Origin of the sequence: Bradyrhizobium sp. Ce-3, assembly GCF_022835695.1 — a bacterium.
In the GTDB taxonomy this organism is placed as follows: Bacteria; Pseudomonadota; Alphaproteobacteria; order Rhizobiales; family Xanthobacteraceae; genus Bradyrhizobium.
On the sequence record NZ_BQUV01000017.1, the window covers coordinates 1 to 17,654 of the forward strand.

Annotated in this window: 18 protein-coding genes and 1 tRNA gene; 8 read left to right on the forward strand and 11 right to left on the reverse strand. The window is 66.0% G+C overall.

The genetic code is table 11. The features are described from left to right. A partial coding sequence (locus BRSPCE3_RS35525; protein ID WP_244071742.1) for an autotransporter domain-containing protein occupies positions 1-2,323 on the forward strand: 2,323 nt, incomplete at its 5' end. 23 nt (positions 2,324-2,346) lie between these two features. Here the strand turns inward: BRSPCE3_RS35525 and BRSPCE3_RS35530 are convergent. The 5 genes from BRSPCE3_RS35530 to BRSPCE3_RS35550 all read right to left on the reverse strand — a co-directional run bounded on the left by BRSPCE3_RS35530 (position 2,347) and on the right by BRSPCE3_RS35550 (position 7,902). Beyond that, on the reverse strand, positions 2,347-3,468 hold the full coding sequence (locus tag BRSPCE3_RS35530) for a calcium-binding protein (RefSeq protein WP_244071744.1): 1,122 nt from the start codon (positions 3,466-3,468) through the stop codon (positions 2,347-2,349). A 316-nt stretch (positions 3,469-3,784) separates the two neighbouring features. Further along, positions 3,785-4,780, reverse strand: coding sequence for a LysR family transcriptional regulator (locus BRSPCE3_RS35535; protein ID WP_244071746.1), 996 nt, complete (start codon positions 4,778-4,780; stop codon positions 3,785-3,787). Between the two features lie 86 nt (positions 4,781-4,866). Beyond that, on the reverse strand, positions 4,867-5,898 hold the full coding sequence (locus BRSPCE3_RS35540) for a MerR family transcriptional regulator (RefSeq protein ID WP_244071749.1): 1,032 nt from the start codon (positions 5,896-5,898) through the stop codon (positions 4,867-4,869). A 514-nt stretch (positions 5,899-6,412) separates the two neighbouring features. Then, positions 6,413-7,216 (reverse strand): DUF2927 domain-containing protein, encoded by an 804-nt coding sequence (locus BRSPCE3_RS35545; protein ID WP_375710010.1) that lies wholly within the window; start codon positions 7,214-7,216, stop codon positions 6,413-6,415. 113 nt (positions 7,217-7,329) lie between these two features. Continuing rightward, positions 7,330-7,902 (reverse strand): L,D-transpeptidase, encoded by a 573-nt coding sequence (locus BRSPCE3_RS35550; RefSeq protein ID WP_244071751.1) that lies wholly within the window; start codon positions 7,900-7,902, stop codon positions 7,330-7,332. 225 nt (positions 7,903-8,127) lie between these two features. Between BRSPCE3_RS35550 and BRSPCE3_RS35555 the strand changes: the two genes are divergently transcribed. Then, complete coding sequence (locus tag BRSPCE3_RS35555) at positions 8,128-9,672, forward strand: acetolactate synthase large subunit (RefSeq protein WP_244071754.1); 1,545 nt, start codon at positions 8,128-8,130, stop codon at positions 9,670-9,672. 42 nt (positions 9,673-9,714) lie between these two features. Beyond that, complete coding sequence (locus BRSPCE3_RS35560; RefSeq protein WP_244071755.1) at positions 9,715-10,251, forward strand: hypothetical protein; 537 nt, start codon at positions 9,715-9,717, stop codon at positions 10,249-10,251. Between the two features lie 376 nt (positions 10,252-10,627). Here BRSPCE3_RS35560 and BRSPCE3_RS35565 read toward each other — a convergent pair whose 3' ends face one another. Next, a complete protein-coding gene (locus tag BRSPCE3_RS35565; protein WP_244071757.1) occupies positions 10,628-10,864 on the reverse strand; it encodes a hypothetical protein in 237 nt (78 codons plus the stop codon). Between the two features lie 180 nt (positions 10,865-11,044). On the opposite strand from BRSPCE3_RS35565, the gene BRSPCE3_RS35570 reads away from it, so the two are divergent. Then, entirely contained in the window at positions 11,045-11,185 is a 141-nt protein-coding gene (locus BRSPCE3_RS35570) for a hypothetical protein (RefSeq protein WP_244071759.1), read from the forward strand. Between the two features lie 69 nt (positions 11,186-11,254). Here BRSPCE3_RS35570 and BRSPCE3_RS35575 read toward each other — a convergent pair whose 3' ends face one another. Next, complete coding sequence (locus BRSPCE3_RS35575; RefSeq protein ID WP_244071761.1) at positions 11,255-11,626, reverse strand: DUF4118 domain-containing protein; 372 nt, start codon at positions 11,624-11,626, stop codon at positions 11,255-11,257. Positions 11,627-11,803: 177 nt separating this feature from the next. On the opposite strand from BRSPCE3_RS35575, the gene BRSPCE3_RS35580 reads away from it, so the two are divergent. Next, entirely contained in the window at positions 11,804-12,136 is a 333-nt protein-coding gene (locus BRSPCE3_RS35580) for a hypothetical protein (protein WP_244071763.1), read from the forward strand. Between the two features lie 140 nt (positions 12,137-12,276). On the opposite strand, the gene BRSPCE3_RS35585 is transcribed toward BRSPCE3_RS35580, so the two are convergent. From BRSPCE3_RS35585 to BRSPCE3_RS35595, 3 genes are all read right to left on the reverse strand, one after another. Continuing rightward, a tRNA-Val gene (locus tag BRSPCE3_RS35585) sits at positions 12,277-12,351 on the reverse strand. Positions 12,352-12,461: 110 nt separating this feature from the next. Further along, positions 12,462-13,757: a hypothetical protein gene (locus tag BRSPCE3_RS35590; RefSeq protein ID WP_244071764.1), complete on the reverse strand. Its 1,296-nt coding sequence runs from the start codon at positions 13,755-13,757 to the stop codon at positions 12,462-12,464. Positions 13,758-13,907: 150 nt separating this feature from the next. After that, on the reverse strand, positions 13,908-14,513 hold the full coding sequence (locus BRSPCE3_RS35595; RefSeq protein WP_097677239.1) for a DUF1134 domain-containing protein: 606 nt from the start codon (positions 14,511-14,513) through the stop codon (positions 13,908-13,910). 153 nt (positions 14,514-14,666) lie between these two features. Here BRSPCE3_RS35595 and BRSPCE3_RS35600 point away from each other — a divergent pair, with 153 nt between their 5' ends. Next, positions 14,667-15,131, forward strand: coding sequence for a YHS domain-containing (seleno)protein (locus BRSPCE3_RS35600; RefSeq protein WP_244071766.1), 465 nt, complete (start codon positions 14,667-14,669; stop codon positions 15,129-15,131). On the opposite strand, the gene cysQ is transcribed toward BRSPCE3_RS35600, so the two are convergent. Beyond that, complete coding sequence (gene cysQ / locus BRSPCE3_RS35605; protein ID WP_244071768.1) at positions 15,132-15,959, reverse strand: 3'(2'),5'-bisphosphate nucleotidase CysQ; 828 nt, start codon at positions 15,957-15,959, stop codon at positions 15,132-15,134. It lies immediately after the preceding gene. Between the two features lie 151 nt (positions 15,960-16,110). On the opposite strand from cysQ, the gene chpT reads away from it, so the two are divergent. Next, complete coding sequence (chpT, locus tag BRSPCE3_RS35610; RefSeq protein ID WP_244071770.1) at positions 16,111-16,758, forward strand: histidine phosphotransferase ChpT; 648 nt, start codon at positions 16,111-16,113, stop codon at positions 16,756-16,758. Positions 16,759-16,960: 202 nt separating this feature from the next. Continuing rightward, positions 16,961-17,654: Hpt domain-containing protein (locus tag BRSPCE3_RS35615; protein WP_244071772.1), on the forward strand; the 694-nt coding region annotated here is incomplete at its 3' end.

Genomic DNA, 17,654 nt, shown 5'->3' on the forward strand with positions numbered 1-17,654 from the left:
CAACGATCCCGGCGCCGCCGCCTCCGCCGCCACCACCACCTCCGCCACCGCTGATGATCGCTCCGGCATTGTTGGTGACGGAGGTGGTGGTGGCGGCGGAGGCGGCGGCGCCGGGATCGTTGTCACCAAGGCCGGCGGGATCACCATCACCAATGCCGGCTTCATCCAGGGTGGTGGAGGTGGGTCCAACGCCGCCTTCGGAGGCAACGTCGTTGGAGGCGGCGGCGGTGCAGGCATTGACGCCAGCCTGGCCACGGCGCCCGTGACCGTCGTCAACACCGGCGCGATCGTTGGCGGCAATCAGAACGTGCTTTCGACGGGCGGCCAAGGTCAAGGCAGCGCAGCGGGTGGTGGCGCCGGCAATGGCGCCGGTGTCGTCGGCCAGAATCTCACCGTGATCAACGCCGGGACGATCTCCGGCGGTCTTGCCGGCGACGGCGTGACGCGCGCCAATGTCGTCAGCTTCACCGGCGGCGTCAACGTGCTCGAGCTGCAGGCCGGGTCGGTCCTCACCGGCAATGCGGTCGCCTTCAGCACCGCCGACACGTTGCGGCTGGGCGGCAGCAGCAACGCGACCTTCGATGTCTCGCAGATCGGCGCGCAGTATCTCGGCTTCGGCCAGTTCGCCAAGAGCGGCGGCAGCACTTGGACGCTGACCGGCAGCAATGCGGCGGCGATGCCATGGACCATCAACGCCGGCACGCTCAACGTGACAGGCACGATCGCCAACGCCGGCATGACGGTGAATGGCGGCACGCTCGCCGGCACCGGCACCATCGGCACGACGCAGGTCAATGCGGGCGGCAGCTTCGCGCCGGGCAACGGCACGCCGGGATCGTCGATGACGATCGCGGGCAATCTCGCCTTGCAGTCCGGTGCGGCCTACATGGTGCAGATCAATCCCACGACCGCGTCGTTTGCCAGCGTCGCCGGCACCGCGACGTTCGGCGGCGCCACCGTCAGCGCGACCTATGCCAACGGCAGCTATGTCGAGAAGCAATACACGATCGTCACCGCGAACGGCGGCGTGTCGGGCAGTTTTGCGCCTGTCGTCGTCAACACCAACCTGCCGTCGAGCTTCGCGGCATCGCTGAGCTACGATGCCAACCATGCCTATCTCAACCTCGTGCTGAGTTTCTCGGGTGCCGGGCTGTCGCAGAACCAGCAGGCGGTCGGCGGCGCACTGGCCAATTTCTTCAACCGGACCGGCGGCATTCCGCTGGTCTATGCTTCGCTGACACCCGCCGGCCTGTCGCAGGCGGCCGGCGAACTCGGCGCCGGCTCGCAGCAGACCACGTTCAATGCCATGGGCCAGTTCCTGGGCTTGTTGACCGATCCATTCACGCCACGAAACGGTGCGTCGTCCGGTTCGCCCGGCGCGGCCGGCTATGCCGATGAGGCGCTCGGCTACGCCGCCACGGCCCACCGCGACGCCTATGCGATGTTCACCAAGGCGCCGCCGGTGCCGTTCGTGCCGCGCTGGAATGTATGGGCGGCGGGCTTCGGCGGCTCGCAGGCCACCGACGGCAATGCCGCGACCGGCTCGAACGATACGCGCAGCAGCATCGCCGGCACCGCGGTCGGCGCCGACTACCTGTTCTCGCCGAACACCATCGCCGGCTTTGCACTTGCCGGCGGCGGCACCAATTTCAGCGTCAACGGCATGGGCTATGGCCGCTCCGATCTGTTCCAGGCCGGCGCCTATATTCGCCACAGCAATGGTGCGGCCTACGTCACCGGCGCGCTTGCCTATGGCTGGCAGGACATCACCACCAATCGCTTCGTGACGGCCGCGGGCTTCGATCAGCTGCGCGCGCAGTTCAATGCCAATGCCTATTCGGGACGGATCGAAGGCGGCTATCGCTTCGTTGCGCCCGTCATCGGTGGTCTCGGCATTGCGCCTTATGTCGCGGGGCAATTCACCACCTTCGACCTGCCGGCCTATGCCGAAACCGTGGTTTCCGGCACGCCGAACTTCGCGCTGGCCTATGCCGCCAAGAGCGTCACGGATACGCGCAGCGAGCTCGGCATCCGCACCGACCAGTCGTTCGCGATGTCGACCGGCATCCTGACATTGCGCGGCCGCGTCGCCTGGGCGCATGACTTCAATCCGGACCGCGCAATTGCAACCACTTTCCAGGCGCTGCCCGGGGCGAGCTTCGTCGTCAATGGCGCCGCGCAGGCGTCCGAGTCCGCGCTCACCACGGCGTCGGCCGAATGGAAGTGGATCAACGGCTGGTCGGCGGCTGCAACCTTCGAGGGCGAGTTCTCCAACGTGACCCGCTCCTACGCCGGCAAGGGCGTCGTCCGTTACGCCTGGTAGCGCGCCGCAGTTATCGTTGCCGCCTAGCTCTGAATTGTGAAATCGCTCGCCGTCACGGTTGAGGCGGTCGCGCCGTTGAGCCACACCGCGGTCAGGGGATTGAGCTGGACCACGAAGTAGGCGCCGTTCTGGTAGGAATGCGCGAGCACGTCGGTGAAGGACTGGAAGCCCGACCCGTTGAGCGCCACGACATCCTGGCCTTCGGTCCAATCCTGGATTACATCGATGCCGCCGAGGCTGACATTGAACGTATTGGTACCGAGGCCGGTACCCGGCCGGCCGCCGTTGCCGCCGAAATAGTAGTTCACGCCGGTGCCACCATCGAAATAGTCGTTGCCGGCCCCGCCGATCAGGACATCGGTGCCGTCGCCGCCGAACATCACGTCGTTGCCGGCCCCGCCATACAGATAGTCGTTGCCGCCATAGCCGTATTCGACGTCGTCTCCGGCGTCGCTGATCATGATGTCGTTGACCAGTGACCCGACGAACACGTCATTGCCGTCGCCGCCATAGGCGGTGCCGCCACCGGACGACATGTACAAATAGTCGCTGCCGGCACCGCCCTCGAGCAAATCTACCCCCGCGTCACCGACGAGCGTGTCCGACGCGGCGCCGCCGAGGATGGTGTCGTTTCCGGACCCTCCATACAGGAGGTCGCCGTACAGCCCGTAGGGTCCGGAGATGAACAGAAGGTCCGCGCCTTCACCCCCGTAGAAGACGTCCCCACCACTCATATAATACGCCGTCGTAACCAGCTCGAGCGTATCGTTGCCGTCGCCTCCAAACAGGTGCGAGCCGCTCAGCGTGTTCAGTCCGTCGATGGCCTGGACGTAGTCGTTCCCGGCGCCTCCATCCGCATAGGCAGCCGAGTAGTCATAGGGCGACGCCGCGATGCCCAGCAGGCTATCATTCCCGTCACCTCCGTAAGCCTTGGCTGTCGAAACGATCTGATCGTCCCCGTTTCCGGCATAGGCAGTGGCCGCGAACCCGGAAAGCGTGTCATTTCCTTCGCCGCCGTAGATGACCTGAGGGGAATTTGGCCCGTAGGTCGCCGTCAGGCTATCGTTGCCATCAAGCCCATAGAGGACATTGTCGGTAATTGTGGAATACGTATCGTCGCCGTTGGTCCCGACGTAAGTGGTCATCAATGGTCTCCGGGAAACGATGGCGTTGCGGCAAACGATCGAGAGCAGGCCAGTGGCCTCGAAATCTACGTCAGATATAAGAACAGCCAATGCCCAAATGAGCTACGAATTCAGGACGCGGTCAAGACCGCTCACCCGGCGCATGTCGGGCGCCTCGCCGCGGTGGACGTGACGATCCTCAAATCAATCCGGAAAAAGCGGTGAACTGCGTGGCTCGTTGGCCCTGACCATAATGGCGCCGCAACGACCGTGTTGCAGCAATCAGCGCCGCAGGCATTCACGGGGCCGCGCATCCACGATCGTGCTCGCGCGCCGCCTACACGTTCTTCGCGACCTTGCGGGTCCGCGTCGGCCCGGCGCCGGCGATCGCCGGCTTGATATTCCACACCGCGCGCACCGCCGCGAAGGCGTGCGCGATCACCGGCTCCTGGCGGCGGGCGGCGAGGCAGGCGAACGAGAGATCGCAGGTGAGCTTCACCTTGTCGGAGACCACGAACTGGTGCGGCCGCGCCATCCGCGGCGCCAGCACGCTGTCGCGCGCGAGGCTGAGGCAGAGGCCGGATTCGACGAAGTCGATCATCGCCTCTTCCTGGTCGGTGTAGCCGACGCGCTTCGGCAATGCGCCGAGCGGACGGAAGATGTCGTCGAGCAGCCGGCGGTGGCCGGAATGCGGCGGTGTCGCGAGCCAGGGCAACTCGGCGAGCTCGGCCCAGCCCTTGCCGATCACCCGGTCGCGCCAGCCGATCGGCGCGATCACGCGGTAGTCGTAGCTGAGCAGCGGCGCCAGCTGATAGCGGCCGTCGGCGATGGTCCGCTCGGTGAAGCTGTGATGGATCAGCTGATCCTGCGGCGTGGCGTCGACATAGTAGCCGACGTCGAGCTCGCCCCTGCCGACCTGCGCCAGCACGTCGTCGCTGACGCCATGGCGCAGGAAGACTTCGGTGCGTTGCGAGGACATCGCAAGGCTGCGCACGAACGGTCCGAGCCGGGTGAATTCGGGATCAAGGATAGTGCCGACGCGCAGCGTGCCGCGCTGCGCCTCGTTCAGCGAATCCGCCATCGCCTTGAAGTCGGATGCCGCCGCCACCGCCCGGTGCGCCAGCGGCAGCAGCGCGGCGCCGGCCTCGGTCAGGGTGAATCCGCTCGGCGTGCGGTTGAACAGCTGCAGCCCGGTGCTTTCCTCGAGTGCCTTGAGTTGCAGGCTGACCGCGGGCTGGGTCAGTTTCAGCATCGCGGCGGCGCGCGATACGGTGCCCTCACGGGCAACCGTGATGAAGCAACGCAAGGCCTGGGTACGCGGAAGCTCGGGCATTGTGTGAGCTTATAGCACACTTTTTTGCCGTGCATCGACCTGGATCGTGCATTGTCATGTGATTATAATGCAACCAATGCGAGAAATCAGCGCGGTCGCCACGCGATCATGCCTTCGGTCCGCGCGCGCACCTCCGGCGAGGCGAGGCAGGTCGCGACCGCTTCATAGCCTGCGGCGCCAGGGACCGGCGTGACGCAGATCGGCCGGCTGTGATTGGCGGGGCACAGGATGATCGCCTCGTCGTCGCCGACCGCGTCGAGGTCGAGGATCGCGTTGGAGCGGGTGAGGAAGAACAGCGGCCGCGCCTCCGGTCCGCGGCGGCGCAGATGCGCGATCACGGCTTCCTGGCTCGGCGCATCGAGCCCTTGCTCGAGCATGTCGATCACGAGGATCGCGCCGTCACCGGCCTCGAGCGATGCGAGCAGGGCGGTAAGCGCCGGAGAGTCCACGGCGCCGTCGGACAGCAGGCCGGCGCGGCTCGCCGCGACTCTCGCCTTGAGAGCCGGGTCGGCGTCGAGGCGCGCAAGAACCGCAGCGCCGCCGTCGGCTGCGCGGTCGAGCCCGACGAAGCTGGCGTCGGGCAGCGCATCGGCGAGCCGCTGCGCGAGACGGGTCTTGCCGCTGCCGAGCGGGCCGACGATGTAGGTCAGCCGTTTGATGTCGCGCAGCTCGAAGCGCTCGCCGCCCCACGGCCACGGCAGATCGAACGCAACGCCGATCGGAGATTGCGCCCTGACCGCGCCGATGACGTCATGCATCGGCGGCATCTTGCCGCGGCCGAGGTCGGTGCGCAGCCGGCGCACCTTGGCGATGCTGTCGCCGCATTGCCAGATGCGGGCTTCGAGCATGACCTCATGCGCGGCCAGCACGCGGCCGAGCATCTCGGCGTCGCCGCGCAGGATCCGCGCCACCTCATTGATGCTGAGGCCGAGCCCGCGCAGCGCGACGATCTCGGCGCCGCGCACCATCTCGGCGGGACCATAGGCGCGCCATCCGGCCGGCGTGCGGGTGGGTGCGATCAGGCCGCGCTCCTCATAGAGGCGCAGCGCTTTCGCCGAGATCCCGAGCTGCCTGGCAGCTTCGGACGGACTGAGGAAACGGGCGGCAGCAGCATTCATCGAATCACCTCGCGTGGTCTGACCGCCCCTCTATGGAGGCGGCCGCAGGGGCAGGGTCAAGCGGGGAGGGGGCTGTAATCTCCGTTGTCGATAGTGAGGTGAGCACGCTAGTCAGGCTCCCTCTCCCCTTGCGGGAGAGGGTGGGGAGAGGGGGGGCCCCGGGCGAGATGCATGATGGGTGCGTCGCTCTCGCAACTTGTTCGCTCGTCGTCGCGACGACGACGGAGAGTGCACGTCGTGTGGCACCCCTCTCCCTAACCCTCCCCCGCAAGGGGGGGAGGGAACCCTTCCGCTGGTGCCTTCCTTACGCGTCCGTTTGTCTAACAGTTCGCGCAACAAACTCGCTGTCGTCCCTGCGAAAGCAGGGACCCATAACCACGACTGGCTATTGGTGCGCCAAGTTGGAACGACGAGTCCCGTTCACAACAGCCGCCGCGGCGTGTGGGTCGCTGCTTTCGCAGGGACGACAGCGGTGTGGGTCGCGAGCGTGTGCGCCCATTGCGCCGCCGCCCCATCACTCCAGATGGTTCACCTTCGCCACCCAGATGCGGACGTCGGCGAGGACGGCGGGCAGCACGGCCTTGACCTCCTGCACGTTCATGCCGGGCTTGATGCGGGGGTCGTAGAGCAGGTTGAGCAGATATTGGTCGTAGACGTCGAAATAGCCCATCGAGACGCTGTCGTTGAACATGGTCCACGGCACCGTCGCGGTGTCGTTGATCGGGCCGAGCGACTGCAACAGCTCCTCATAGGCGCAGTCGAGGAAGACGAAATCGCCATTGTCGACGGTGAGGATCACGTCGGAATGCTCGATCTCGTAATTCTCGTTCTTGCGGAAGCCGGACAGGCATTGCGGGTCGAGCGAGGTGCGGATCTCCTTGGCGCGCTCCTGGCCGTAGAAGGTCGCGATGGTGCGGTAGAGCTCGCGGTCGCGCACCAGCTTGACCACGACATTGGCCGCATCGTTGCTGTCGGTCATCGCGATGTCGAGGTGCTGCACCTTGCTGCGGATGTCGGTGATGACCTTCGCGAGCTGGGCCTTGCGGTCGGCGCGGTTGCCGTCGGCGAACACGCGCACCGGGCCGTCGTATTTGCGGATGCGGTCGACCCGTCCGGCGAGATGATATTCGGCGCCGAACGCGGTCTTCAGAAAGCCCTCGACGATCTCGGCGTCGGTGAAGACCTTCTTCTCGTTGCGCTGGCGCACCACGACCGCCGGCACCTCGGCGGCGGCCGCGGGCAAGCCGGCATCGACGAGGCAAGCGGCGAGCGCCGAGGCGAGAAGGAACAGGAACGGGAGACGAGGCTGGGGCATCATGACGACGCTGCCGCAAGGCTTGCGGCAGCGCAAGGAGAGATCAAGGCGGCGGGATCAGCGATATCAGCGATCTTGCCGGACGGCAGCGCCGGGTTCCGGCGCAAGCGACGCGATCAGTTCTTCACGATGACGGTGGTGCCGACCGAGACCCGATTGTAGAGGTCGGTGACGTCGTCATTGGTCATGCGGAAGCAGCCCGACGAGACCGCCTGGCCGATTGTCTCGGGCTCGTTCGAGCCGTGGATCCGGTACAACGTCGAACCGAGATACATCGCGCGCGCGCCGAGCGGGTTCTCGATGCCGCCGTTCATGTGGCGCGGCAGGTCGGGGCGGCGGCGCAGCATCTGCGACGGCGGCGTCCAGGACGGCCATTCCTTCTTCGCGGAGATGCGATGGACACCGCTCCAGCGGAAGCCGTCGCGGCCGACACCGATGCCGTAGCGCAGTGCCTGGCCGTTGGTCTGCACCAGATAGAGCCGGCGCTCGGCCGTGTTCACCACGATGGTGCCGGGGGCGTAGTTGGTCGGGTAGTTGACGGTGGTGCGCGGGATCGGGCTTGCGCCCCCGCCGCCGAAGAAGCTCGGGGCCTCGGACTGGTAACCACGGGAGTCGAAGAACTGGGCCTGGGCCTGGCCGGCACCTGCCAGGATCGTGAACGCGGCAAACATCAAGGCAATCTTGCGCATCGTCGTCGTCCTCGCGAACAATCAAATATGAACTCAGAGAGGCCACAATCGCCGGCGTTTCGCAAGCGACGAAGCCGTGACTTCAGGCACTTTCCGACAACACGGTTTAAAAAGGCAACAGACCGGAAGCGATACCTGCATTGTCCGGCCAAACCTTTGACGAAGCGGATGAAGAATGGTTGATCTCTTCCAATGCGAAGAAACATCTCTGGCGGGAGCGAGATCATGAATGGTGCGGAAAGTCTGGTGCGGACATTGGTCGCAGGCGGCGTGGATGTCTGCTTTACCAACCCCGGCACCTCGGAGATGCATTTCGTCGCAGCGCTGGACAAGGTGGCGGGCATGCGCTGCGTGCTCGGCCTGTTCGAGGGCGTCGTCACCGGCGCGGCCGACGGCTATTTCCGCATGAAGGGAACGCCGGCCTCGACGCTGCTGCATCTCGGGCCGGGTCTCGCCAACGGCCTTGCCAATCTGCACAACGCCAAGAAGGCCAATTCCGGCGTCGTCAACATCGTCGGCCAGCACGCCACCTATCACATCGAATACAACGCGCCGCTGACATCAGACATCGAAGGCCTGGCACGGCCGATGTCGGCCTGGGTGCGGACCTCGCCGGACGCCCAATCGGTCGCCCGTGACGGCGCGGCCGCGATCGCCGCCGCCAGCGGCGCGCCGCCGCAGGTTGCGACCTTGATCCTGCCGGCCGACACCGCGTGGAACGAGGCCGACGAGGTGGCGCAGGTGCCGGTCGAATCGCAGCGCCGGAGCTATTCGCCACAGGCCGTCGAGAGCGCCGCCAAGGTGCTGCGCAGCGGTGAACCGACATTGCTGCTGATGACCGGCAGCGCGGTGACGGAGCCGGGGCTGGCGCTGGCGGCGCAGATCGCCGGCAAGACCGGCTGCAAGGTCATGGGTCCGCTGGCGAGCCCGCGGATGGCGCGCGGGCGCGGGCGGTTCTCGATCGAGCGGGTGCCTTATGTGATCGAACAGGCGCTCGCGGCGCTGAAGGGCTTTCGGCACATCATTCTCGTTGAAGCCAACGAACCGGTGGCGTTCTTCGCCTATCCCAACAAGCCGAGCCTGCTGAAGCCGGAGGGATGCGAGGTGCATCGCATGACCTCGAGCGGGGAGAATTCGGTGGCGGCGCTGCAGGCGCTGGCCTCGGCGGTTGGCGCCAAGCCGGCCGATGTCAAGCCGCAGGCCTCAGTCGAACTGCTGAAGCCGACCGGTGCCTTGAACCACGCGTCGATCGCCCAGGCGATCGCGGCCGCGGTCCCTGACAATGCCATCCTGGTCGACGAATCCATCACGACCGGGCGCGGTTTCTTCCCGCTGACGGCGAGCGCTGCTCCGCACGACTGGATTCAGAATCTGGGCGGCTCGATCGGCTATTCGACGCCGGTCGCGACCGGCGCCGCGATCGCCTGTCCGGACCGCAAGGTGATCTGCATGGTCGGCGACGGCAGCGCGATGTACACGATCCAGTCGCTGTGGACGCAGGCGCGCGAAGGGCTCAATGTCGTGACCATCGTGTTCGCCAACCGGATCTACCAGATCCTGCGCGGCGAATTCGACGGGGTCGGCGCCGGCGAGCCGGGCAAGCGGGCGCAGGACATGCTGAAGATCGACAACCCGACGCTCGACTTCGTCGCGCTCGCGAAGGGGATGGGCGTGCCGGGCAGGGCGGTGACGACGGCCGACGAGTTCAACAAGGCGCTGGCGGAAGCCGTCGCCGAACCCGGACCGCGGCTGATCGAAGTGCAGATATAGGGCGCCGTCGAGGGCGGCGTCGCAGTCCAGTCGGAGGCGCTAATGCAGACCGAGCTGAACAAGGTGATCGCCGCCGTCGATGAATTCTATGCGCAGGAGCTGTTCCTGCTGGAGCGCGATCTCGGCGAGCGAACGCTTACTCACCGGCTCGCCGTCTATGTCGAGCGGCACTTCTCCGGCTGGCAGGTCGACTGCAATTACGACCGGCTCGGCGAACGCACGCTGCGGCTGCCGCGCGGCTCGACGGTCTCGACCGATGACCATCTCGGCAAGTCGATCTATCCCGATATCGTCGTGCATCAGCGCGACATCCCGAACAATCTGCTGGCCATCGAGCTGCGCAAGCAGAGCAACCACCAGCCGCTCGAGCACGATCAGCGCAAGCTGCAGGCGCTGACCGATCCGAACGTCTGGTTTGCCTATGCGATGGGTGTGCTCGTGATCGTCGGACAGAACGGCGTGAGCTTCTCCGAGGTCTATGCCGGCGGCGCGATCGACGGCGGCACGTCACGCTGGTTTGCGGAGCGGATACGCGAGAGCGGGCTCGCGGAGCGGCGCGACGACGGCGCGCCGCATTAAGCCTATCGATGAATTCCTCTCCGCACCGCTGTGATAGCCCGTTTGGATCATGCGTGGCCCCCGCGCATACGGCAAAACAGAAGGTGCGGGAGGTGGAGCAATTTCCTGGAGCTGGTGGTCAAATTTCAGAACGATCCGATGGCGGTGCGGATTATCGGCTCTGCGCCTCTTTCGCTCCCTCTCCCGCACTTCAATTCGCTGGTCCGACTCTCACCGGTCCAGTTGCTACGGCCGTAAGCCTCGCCGCCGCGCGTCATCGGCGCACCTGATCGCGACGTGACGGACGGAGATGGCATCCGCACCGAGACAGTAAAAAGGCCGCCTGCGGGCGGCCTTTTTCGTGATGGCCGTGACCGGCCGGCGCGACTGTTTCTGTTTATTGCTTGGCGGCATCGTCCGCGGCCGGGGCGGCACCGGCTTTGGCGCTCCCCTTGGCGCTCGATTTCTTGGCGGTCTTCTTCGCCTTCTTCGGCGCCATCTTGCTCGCCTCGCCCTTTGTCGTCATGTCACCGCTTTGCGCGGCGGGGGCGGGGCTGCCGCCTGCCTTGTCCTGCGCGAGTGCGGCGGACGAGACGAAGGCGAGCGCCGTGGCGGCGAGGATCAGTGTTCGCATCGGATAGTCTCCCAAGTTGGTTCCCAGCGCCCCTCAACGGGACAGAATGTCGCAGGGTTCCGCCACGCCGATCAGCAGTCCGTGAGATGGGCGTGAACGGCGCCGTTGCCGCGAAACGGCCGGAACCGGGAACCGGGCGCTGCGTTATGTCGTCGGGCAGGAGTTCCGAGGAGAGACGCCATGCGTTGGCGGTCAGTGACGGAAACCACCAATACGGTGCTCGACACCGCCCCGGACGACACTTTCTACGCGGTGGGCTGGACCATCAGCGGGCTGGCGACGCTGGCCACCATCGTCGCGGTCTGGATGTTCGGGATCTGAGGGCGGACGATCCGCGCCAGGTGACCGGCTCGCCATCGCCGGCGTACGGTTGCGGCCCGCAGCTGAGGGCTATCTCCGCAGGATGGCCAGCGCTTCCCGGTAGAGCTGCGAGAAACCGAGCAGGAGTGCGCTCGACAGCAGGAACATCGCGAGGCTGTCATAGTCGTCAGCCGTCGGCCAGGAGAACTCGAAATAGGGCGGCATGAACGCCCACCAGACGATCGGAACGGTGATGATGGTCGCAAACGCGCCGGCGGGTGCGCCGCCCATCAGGCCGGCGATCAGGATCGCCGGCACGAAGCCCGCGAAATAGAACTGCATGCCGAAGCTCGCGAACATCTCCTGCGTCGCGGTGGCCAGCACCACCGCAAGCAGGGCGACGACGAACGTCGACAACGACCAAGGCCGCAGCTTCAGAATGTAGTCGTTGCCCTTGCGCATCGAGACGTCCCGGCCTCCGCGAGTTCCGGGAAGGTAGCCGAGGAGGCCTGCAAACAAAACCCCGTACGATTCCGAGGGGCAGGGTTGTGCGCGATACGGTGAAAAGGAACCGGCCCGGTCAAGCCGCCGCCGCATTGTCGCGCATATTGCATTGCGGCAGGGTGATGGTGGGACGCGATGCTGGAAATTCTGATTGTCGTTCTCGTCACCGGGGTCGGATTCGCAGCCGGGTACGGCGTCCGCGAGCTGATCTCGCGCCGCAGGCGGCGGCCGTCGCCACGGGGGCACGCGCCGCGGCGGGTGCGAGACGGTGATGGCGGCGATGCCGCAGCGCTGCTTGCCGCAAATGATGACGTCTCCGCACGCGGCCGACGCTGGCCGCCCCACACGCGACAGGCCGATCACGCCACCCCGCCCGACGAGCTCGACGGCGCCGTACGCGGCCTGCTCGGTGAGCTCAGCCGGCGCACCGCCAATCCGTCATCCGCCCCGCATCGCCGACGGCAGTGAGGCTAGATGGCGGTCGGCCGCTGCCAAGCGCGCCGGCTACTGTGCATGGGGTTGTTTTCGACATTTTTGATGAAGCGCCCCCCGAAGCAGTGCCAGCAAGTCGACTGATCGTCCGTATCTGACGGTTCAGGGAGGGGGAATGGTGGACGCACAAGGGATCGAACCTTGGACCTCTCCCGTGTGAAGGGAACGCTCTCCCGCTGAGCTATGCGTCCGGGATCTGACGTACCGACGGCCGCTGCCGGCCGGTCGAAAATGGGTGCTTCGTCAGAGCGTGCGATTTACGAAGTGCCGGGTAGGGGTGTCAAGCCAAACCCTGCAGGAATTAAGCCCCTTGCTGGCGGGCGCGGGAGGCGTGCGACTGCAGCGCCCGGATGCGTTCGGCGAGCGTGCCGCCGCCTTCGGGCATCCCGCTGGCCGGTGTGGCGCCGTTGGCGGTGCCGCTAGCGGGCTTCGCGGCCGCCTTGGCCGGCACCGTGGGCTCGGCGGCCAGCATGGCCTCGATCGCCGAATTGGGGCCTTCGAGCTGGATCGCGAGCTTGGCCACTTCGGCCGCGATGTCGTTGATGCGCTCGCGCAGCAGCGCGTTCTCCATCCGCTCGGTGGCCCAGGAGCTTTCGGCCTGCTGCTGGATCGCGTTGATGTCGCGCTGCAGCTTGCCGCGCTCGCCGCTGATGATGCGCAGCTGCTCCTCGACCGCCGCCTTCTCCTGGCGCAGCTTCTCGAGCGCCGACGATTTGCCGCCACCGGCGGCGGCAATCTCCTCGCGCAGCTCCTGCACCGTCCGCTCGGCGGCGGTGTTGGCCTGCTTCAACTGGCCGTTCTCGAACTCGCGCTCGGCCAGCAGCTTGCCCTGGGTTGCGAGCCGGGTCTCGAGATCGGTGACGCGGTTGCCGAGCATCTCGGCTTCCTTGACCTGGACGATCAGCTGGCGGTCGAGATCGGTGACGCGCTGGCTCAGATTCTCGACCCGGCCGCGCGCATCGGTGAGATCGCGCGTCGCGGTTTCCGACTGGCTGCGTTCCTGGGCGAGGCGGGCCTCGGTCGCCGCGAACTCCCTGGCGGCATCGCCGACGCGGTTCTTCAACTCCTCGACCTGGGTCCGCACCGCGACCAGTTCGATCTGGCGGCTGTCCGCCGTCATCGAGCGGTCGCTGAGCTCGGCGTTGATCTTGCCGAGCTCGCCCTGCTTGTCGGTCAGCGCCTGCTCGGCACTGCGCAACAGCTCGCTCTTGGCGCCGAATTCCTCCTCGGTGGCGCGAAGCTGCTCCTTCATCGCCTTCTCGCGCGCTTCCAGCGCGAAGATCGCGGCATTCTTCTCGCCGAGCTCGATCTTCATGCGGTTGATCGCATCGGTCTTCTTGCCGAGCTCGGCAAGCTGGCTCGTGGTCTTGCTCTTGAGCTGGTCGACGCTCATCTCGAGCCGGCGCGCCGACATCGCGAATTCGGCGCGGAGCTGGTCCTTGTCGGCCTGGATCTCGGCCATCGACAGCGGGGTGGCCGCCTCCATCCGGCGCGTGGTCAGCCGCACCGCCCGGTTATGCACCAGCGGCACGATCATCAGGCCGCACAGCATCGAGATCAGGAAACCGATCGCCGCGTACATGATCGGCTCGATCATGAAGAATCACTCCAGGGAAAGATCAAAAGAAGGAATTTGTTAAGCACAATGCCATGGCGGGCCGGCCGATGGCCAGCCCGTTTGGCGCGTTAACCTGAATCGCTAACCGCAGCGGAGCGCCCGGCGCAATCACCCGACCGGCGCGGCGACCTAGAACGGGTTCCAGGTCGCGCGCGGGGTGAATTTGAGATAGCCGACGCTGGCACCGAGCCGCAGTCCGATGCCCGAGCGGATCGGCACCAGCACGATGTTGTTGGCGGTGAGCGCCGTCATGCCGAAGCCGCCGACGATATAGGCCGAGCCATCGATGCCGACGAAGCGCTGGTAGATCGCCTGCGTCGAGGGCAGGTTGTAGACCAGCGTCATGGTGCGGGCGCCGTCGCCGCCCCAGTCGAAGCCGACCGAGGGACCCTGCCAATAGACGCGGAGGTCGCCGGCGTTCTTGGTGTAGAGCGTGCCTTCGCCATAGCGCAGCCCGGCCACGAACGCGCCGGAGCCTTCCTCGCCGAGCACATAGCCGTTCGGCAGACCCCATTGGCTGACCGCGCGCTCGATCACCGAGGCGAGCCCGCGCGAAACGTTGCCGAAGAACTTGTGTCCGGCGCCGACCAGCTCGTCGGGCCCGTAAGTATACGGGGTCGGTTCACGCTGTGGCGGCGGATATTGCGGTGGTGGGGGCTGCTGCGCCGACGCCCCTGCGCTCCAGCACATCAGCGCGGCAAACGCGACCGCGGCAAGGCGTGATGCGAAAGTCATTAAGAACCCCTGCTATCGAAATCCGGGCGTTGCCCTTTAACCTGATGCCAACAGGCACGGCTCTAGGTTGCGCCCGGTGTCCCCTCGACTCGGATGTTATCGGTATCAACTATGACGGCACAACGGCAGGAAAGATATGGATCGTGCCGGGGCATGGCGTTTTTCGGCCTGTTGGCGGGCATTTTGGCGGCCATGTGGCCGCCTCTGCCGGTTCAGGCCACCACGACCGAGCGCGTGGTCACCAACCGCTACTCCGGACTTGCGATCGAGGGATTCGATCCCGTCGCCTATTTCACCGATGCCGCCGCGACCCAGGGCCGGCCGGAATTCGAGGCCGCCGACAGTGGCGTGGTCTGGCGCTTCCGTAACGAGGGCAACCGCGCCTCGTTCGTGGCGCATCCGGAAATCTATGGCCCGCAGTTCGGCGGTTACGATCCGACCGATCTGGTGCGCGGCGTGACCTGCGCCGGCAATCCGCGCTTCTGGGCCGTCGTCGGGAACAGGCTTTATCTGTTCAACCGGGAACACAGCCGCGATGCCTTCGCCGCCGATCCCGCGCGCTTCCTGAAGGAAGCAGCAGCGCGCTGGCCGGAGCTGGAAGAAAGTCTCGCGCAGTAATCACAATGCTGCGGCCGGGTCACCCCAGGCGATGAATTCGGGCACCAGGAAGTCCTCGCGGCCGAGCCCGAAATGCAATGGGCTCCCCTTCGAATCGGTGACCTTGCCGCCGGCCGCAACCACCACCGCGTGACCGGCCGCCACATCCCATTCTGATGTCGGCGACAGACGCGGATAGATATCGACCCCGCCCTCGGCGACACGGCCGAACTTGACCGCCGATCCCAGCACGGCGCGGACCGCGCCGCCGCGTTCGTCGATGAAGGCTTCGGTGCGCGCATCGCCATGCGAACGGCTGACCGCAACCGTCCATGGCGCGCCGCGCGGCGGGCAGGCGCGGGTCCTGATCGGCTCGGCCTGCGCAACCGTGTCGCCCTGCAAGGTCAACCGCTCCGCGCCCTTGCCGACAATGCCGCGCCAGATCAGGCCGAGCGCCGGCGCACCGACGATGCCGAGCAGCGGCACGCCGTGCGTGACCAGCGCCACATTGACGGTGAATTCATTGCGGCCGGCGACGAACTCCTTGGTGCCGTCGAGCGGATCGATCAGGAAGAAACTATCCTTGTAGGGCGGCGTCGCCAGATGGACGCGCTCCTCCGACAGCAGCGATATCCGCGGCGCGAGCCGCGCCAGCCCTTCGACGATGATGTGGTCGGCCGCGAGATCGGCTTCCGTGACCGGCGAGCCGTCGCTTTTGCCGGTGACACTCATTGCGGAACGGTTGACCGCGAGAATCGCCTGCCCGGCCTGGATCACCAGTCCGGTCAGTGATTCGAGCAGCGTTGCGGCCTTGTCGCAGTCGACGGCGGCCGATTGTGCCTTATTCATGAGCGGGTCTCATATCCTGTTCGTCTTCCCCTGAGATCATGATGCCAGTCCCGCCGCAAGCTGGCAGCATCCGTCTGCCCGGTGTATCAAGCCGACAGGCATGCGTGATTCGCACTCCTCCCGCGGCGTGCGGCTTTCCAGGAAACAATTGATGTCTGGCACTTCGTCTCCCGGTCCCGCTCCCGACGCCCTCGAACTCGCGGCGCTGTTGTGCTCACGGGTCTGTCACGATCTCATCAGTCCGGTCGGCGCGATCGTCAATGGGCTTGAGGTCCTTGACGACAACCCCAAGCCCGAAGATCGCGACTTCGCGCTCGATCTGATCCGCAAGAGCGCCAAGACCGCGTCGGCGCGGCTGCAGTTCTGCCGGCTGGCGTTCGGCGCGGCCGGTTCCTCCGGCGCGCAGATCGACCTCGGCGATGCGCAGAACATGGCGAAGGGGCATATCGAGGACGGCAAGGTGACGCTGACCTGGAACTTGCCGCGGCTGCTGCTGCCCAAGAATCGCGTCAAGCTGCTGCTCAACATGCTGGTCATCGCACAGCAGACCATCCCGCGCGGCGGCACGCTGACGATCGATCCGGTCGGCGAGGGCGAGGCGATGAGCTTCCGCATCCTGGCTGCGGGCCTCCATGCACGGGTGCCGCAGAACATCGTCGATATCCTCAACGGGGCGTCCGCGAACACGGTCGATGCGCACGCGGTGCAGCCATACTACACGCGCCTCTTGGCGGAAGCCTGCGGGCTGAAGGTGACGCTCACACTCGACGGCGACAAGGTCATTATCTTAGCGTCCTGAACGCCGCCGCGCCCACATCATTAATCAAAGGTTACGACCGGCCGCGCGATTCAATCGCGCGGTCTTATCTCTTTGTTGATCCCGTTCTTTTCCATTTGCTCAACCAAACTTAAACGCTTTGCGGAGAAGCTGACCGAAGTTCCGTCAGGCGCGTCGATGTCGCGCGCCGCAGCGTTTTCGGCGTTTTTCGAAGGTTGGTTTCATGGACGATCTGTTGCGCGAGTTCCTGACGGAGAGCAGCGAGAGCCTGGATACGGTCGACAACCAGCTGGTGCAGTTCGAGCAGGATCCGAACAACGCGAAGATCCTGGATAACATCTTCCGGCTTGTGCACACCATCAAGGGCACCTGCGGCTTCCTCGGGCTGCCGCGGCTTGAAGCGCTGGCGCATGCCGGCGAGACGTTGATGGGCAAATTCCGCGACGGCATGCCGGTGAAGGCGGAAGCCGTGACGCTGATCCTGTCCTCGATCGACCGCATCAAGGAGATCCTGGGCGGGCTCGAGGCCACCGAGGCCGAGCCTGAAGGCAATGATCGCGACCTGATCGATCAGCTGGAAGCCATGGTCGAGCGCGGCATGGCGGCGATGGCTGCTGCTGATGTTGCTGAAGAGGATGTGCCTGTCGTTGAGGCTCCGTCGGTGCAGGCCGCGATGACCGAGGGCACGCTGGTGGTGCAGACGCTGGAGCGACCCTTACGTCCGGGCGAGGTCTCGCTCGACGAGCTCGAGCGCGCCTTCCGCGAGACCGAGATCGAAGTGGCTGCGCCGGCGCCCGCGCTGGTCGCGAAGCCTGCCGCCGCTGTGGCGCCCGCAGCCGAAGCGTCTGAGGTCGCGAAGAAGCCGGCCCGCAAGGCCGCCACTGAGGACGTCCAGGAAGGCGACAAGATCGCCAACC

What these genes read in the sequence shown, in the direction of transcription:
- BRSPCE3_RS35550 (WP_244071751.1), bottom strand. Translation starts at nt 7,902, where the DNA reads ATGCGCAAGATTGCCTTGATGTTTGCCGCGTTCACGATCCTGGCAGGT.
- cysQ (WP_244071768.1), bottom strand. Translation starts at nt 15,959, where the DNA reads ATGAATAAGGCACAATCGGCCGCCGTCGACTGCGACAAGGCCGCAACG.
- BRSPCE3_RS35580 (WP_244071763.1), top strand. Translation starts at nt 11,804, where the DNA reads ATGCTGGAAATTCTGATTGTCGTTCTCGTCACCGGGGTCGGATTCGCA.
- BRSPCE3_RS35540 (WP_244071749.1), bottom strand. Translation starts at nt 5,898, where the DNA reads ATGAATGCTGCTGCCGCCCGTTTCCTCAGTCCGTCCGAAGCTGCCAGG.
- BRSPCE3_RS35560 (WP_244071755.1), top strand. Translation starts at nt 9,715, where the DNA reads ATGCAGACCGAGCTGAACAAGGTGATCGCCGCCGTCGATGAATTCTAT.
- BRSPCE3_RS35530 (WP_244071744.1), bottom strand. Translation starts at nt 3,468, where the DNA reads ATGACCACTTACGTCGGGACCAACGGCGACGATACGTATTCCACAATT.
- BRSPCE3_RS35570 (WP_244071759.1), top strand. Translation starts at nt 11,045, where the DNA reads ATGCGTTGGCGGTCAGTGACGGAAACCACCAATACGGTGCTCGACACC.
- BRSPCE3_RS35555 (WP_244071754.1), top strand. Translation starts at nt 8,128, where the DNA reads ATGAATGGTGCGGAAAGTCTGGTGCGGACATTGGTCGCAGGCGGCGTG.
- BRSPCE3_RS35590 (WP_244071764.1), bottom strand. Translation starts at nt 13,757, where the DNA reads ATGATCGAGCCGATCATGTACGCGGCGATCGGTTTCCTGATCTCGATG.
- BRSPCE3_RS35600 (WP_244071766.1), top strand. Translation starts at nt 14,667, where the DNA reads ATGGCGTTTTTCGGCCTGTTGGCGGGCATTTTGGCGGCCATGTGGCCG.
- BRSPCE3_RS35595 (WP_097677239.1), bottom strand. Translation starts at nt 14,513, where the DNA reads ATGACTTTCGCATCACGCCTTGCCGCGGTCGCGTTTGCCGCGCTGATG.
- BRSPCE3_RS35575 (WP_244071761.1), bottom strand. Translation starts at nt 11,626, where the DNA reads ATGCGCAAGGGCAACGACTACATTCTGAAGCTGCGGCCTTGGTCGTTG.
- BRSPCE3_RS35565 (WP_244071757.1), bottom strand. Translation starts at nt 10,864, where the DNA reads ATGCGAACACTGATCCTCGCCGCCACGGCGCTCGCCTTCGTCTCGTCC.
- BRSPCE3_RS35535 (WP_244071746.1), bottom strand. Translation starts at nt 4,780, where the DNA reads ATGCCCGAGCTTCCGCGTACCCAGGCCTTGCGTTGCTTCATCACGGTT.
- BRSPCE3_RS35545 (WP_375710010.1), bottom strand. Translation starts at nt 7,216, where the DNA reads ATGATGCCCCAGCCTCGTCTCCCGTTCCTGTTCCTTCTCGCCTCGGCG.
- chpT (WP_244071770.1), top strand. Translation starts at nt 16,111, where the DNA reads ATGTCTGGCACTTCGTCTCCCGGTCCCGCTCCCGACGCCCTCGAACTC.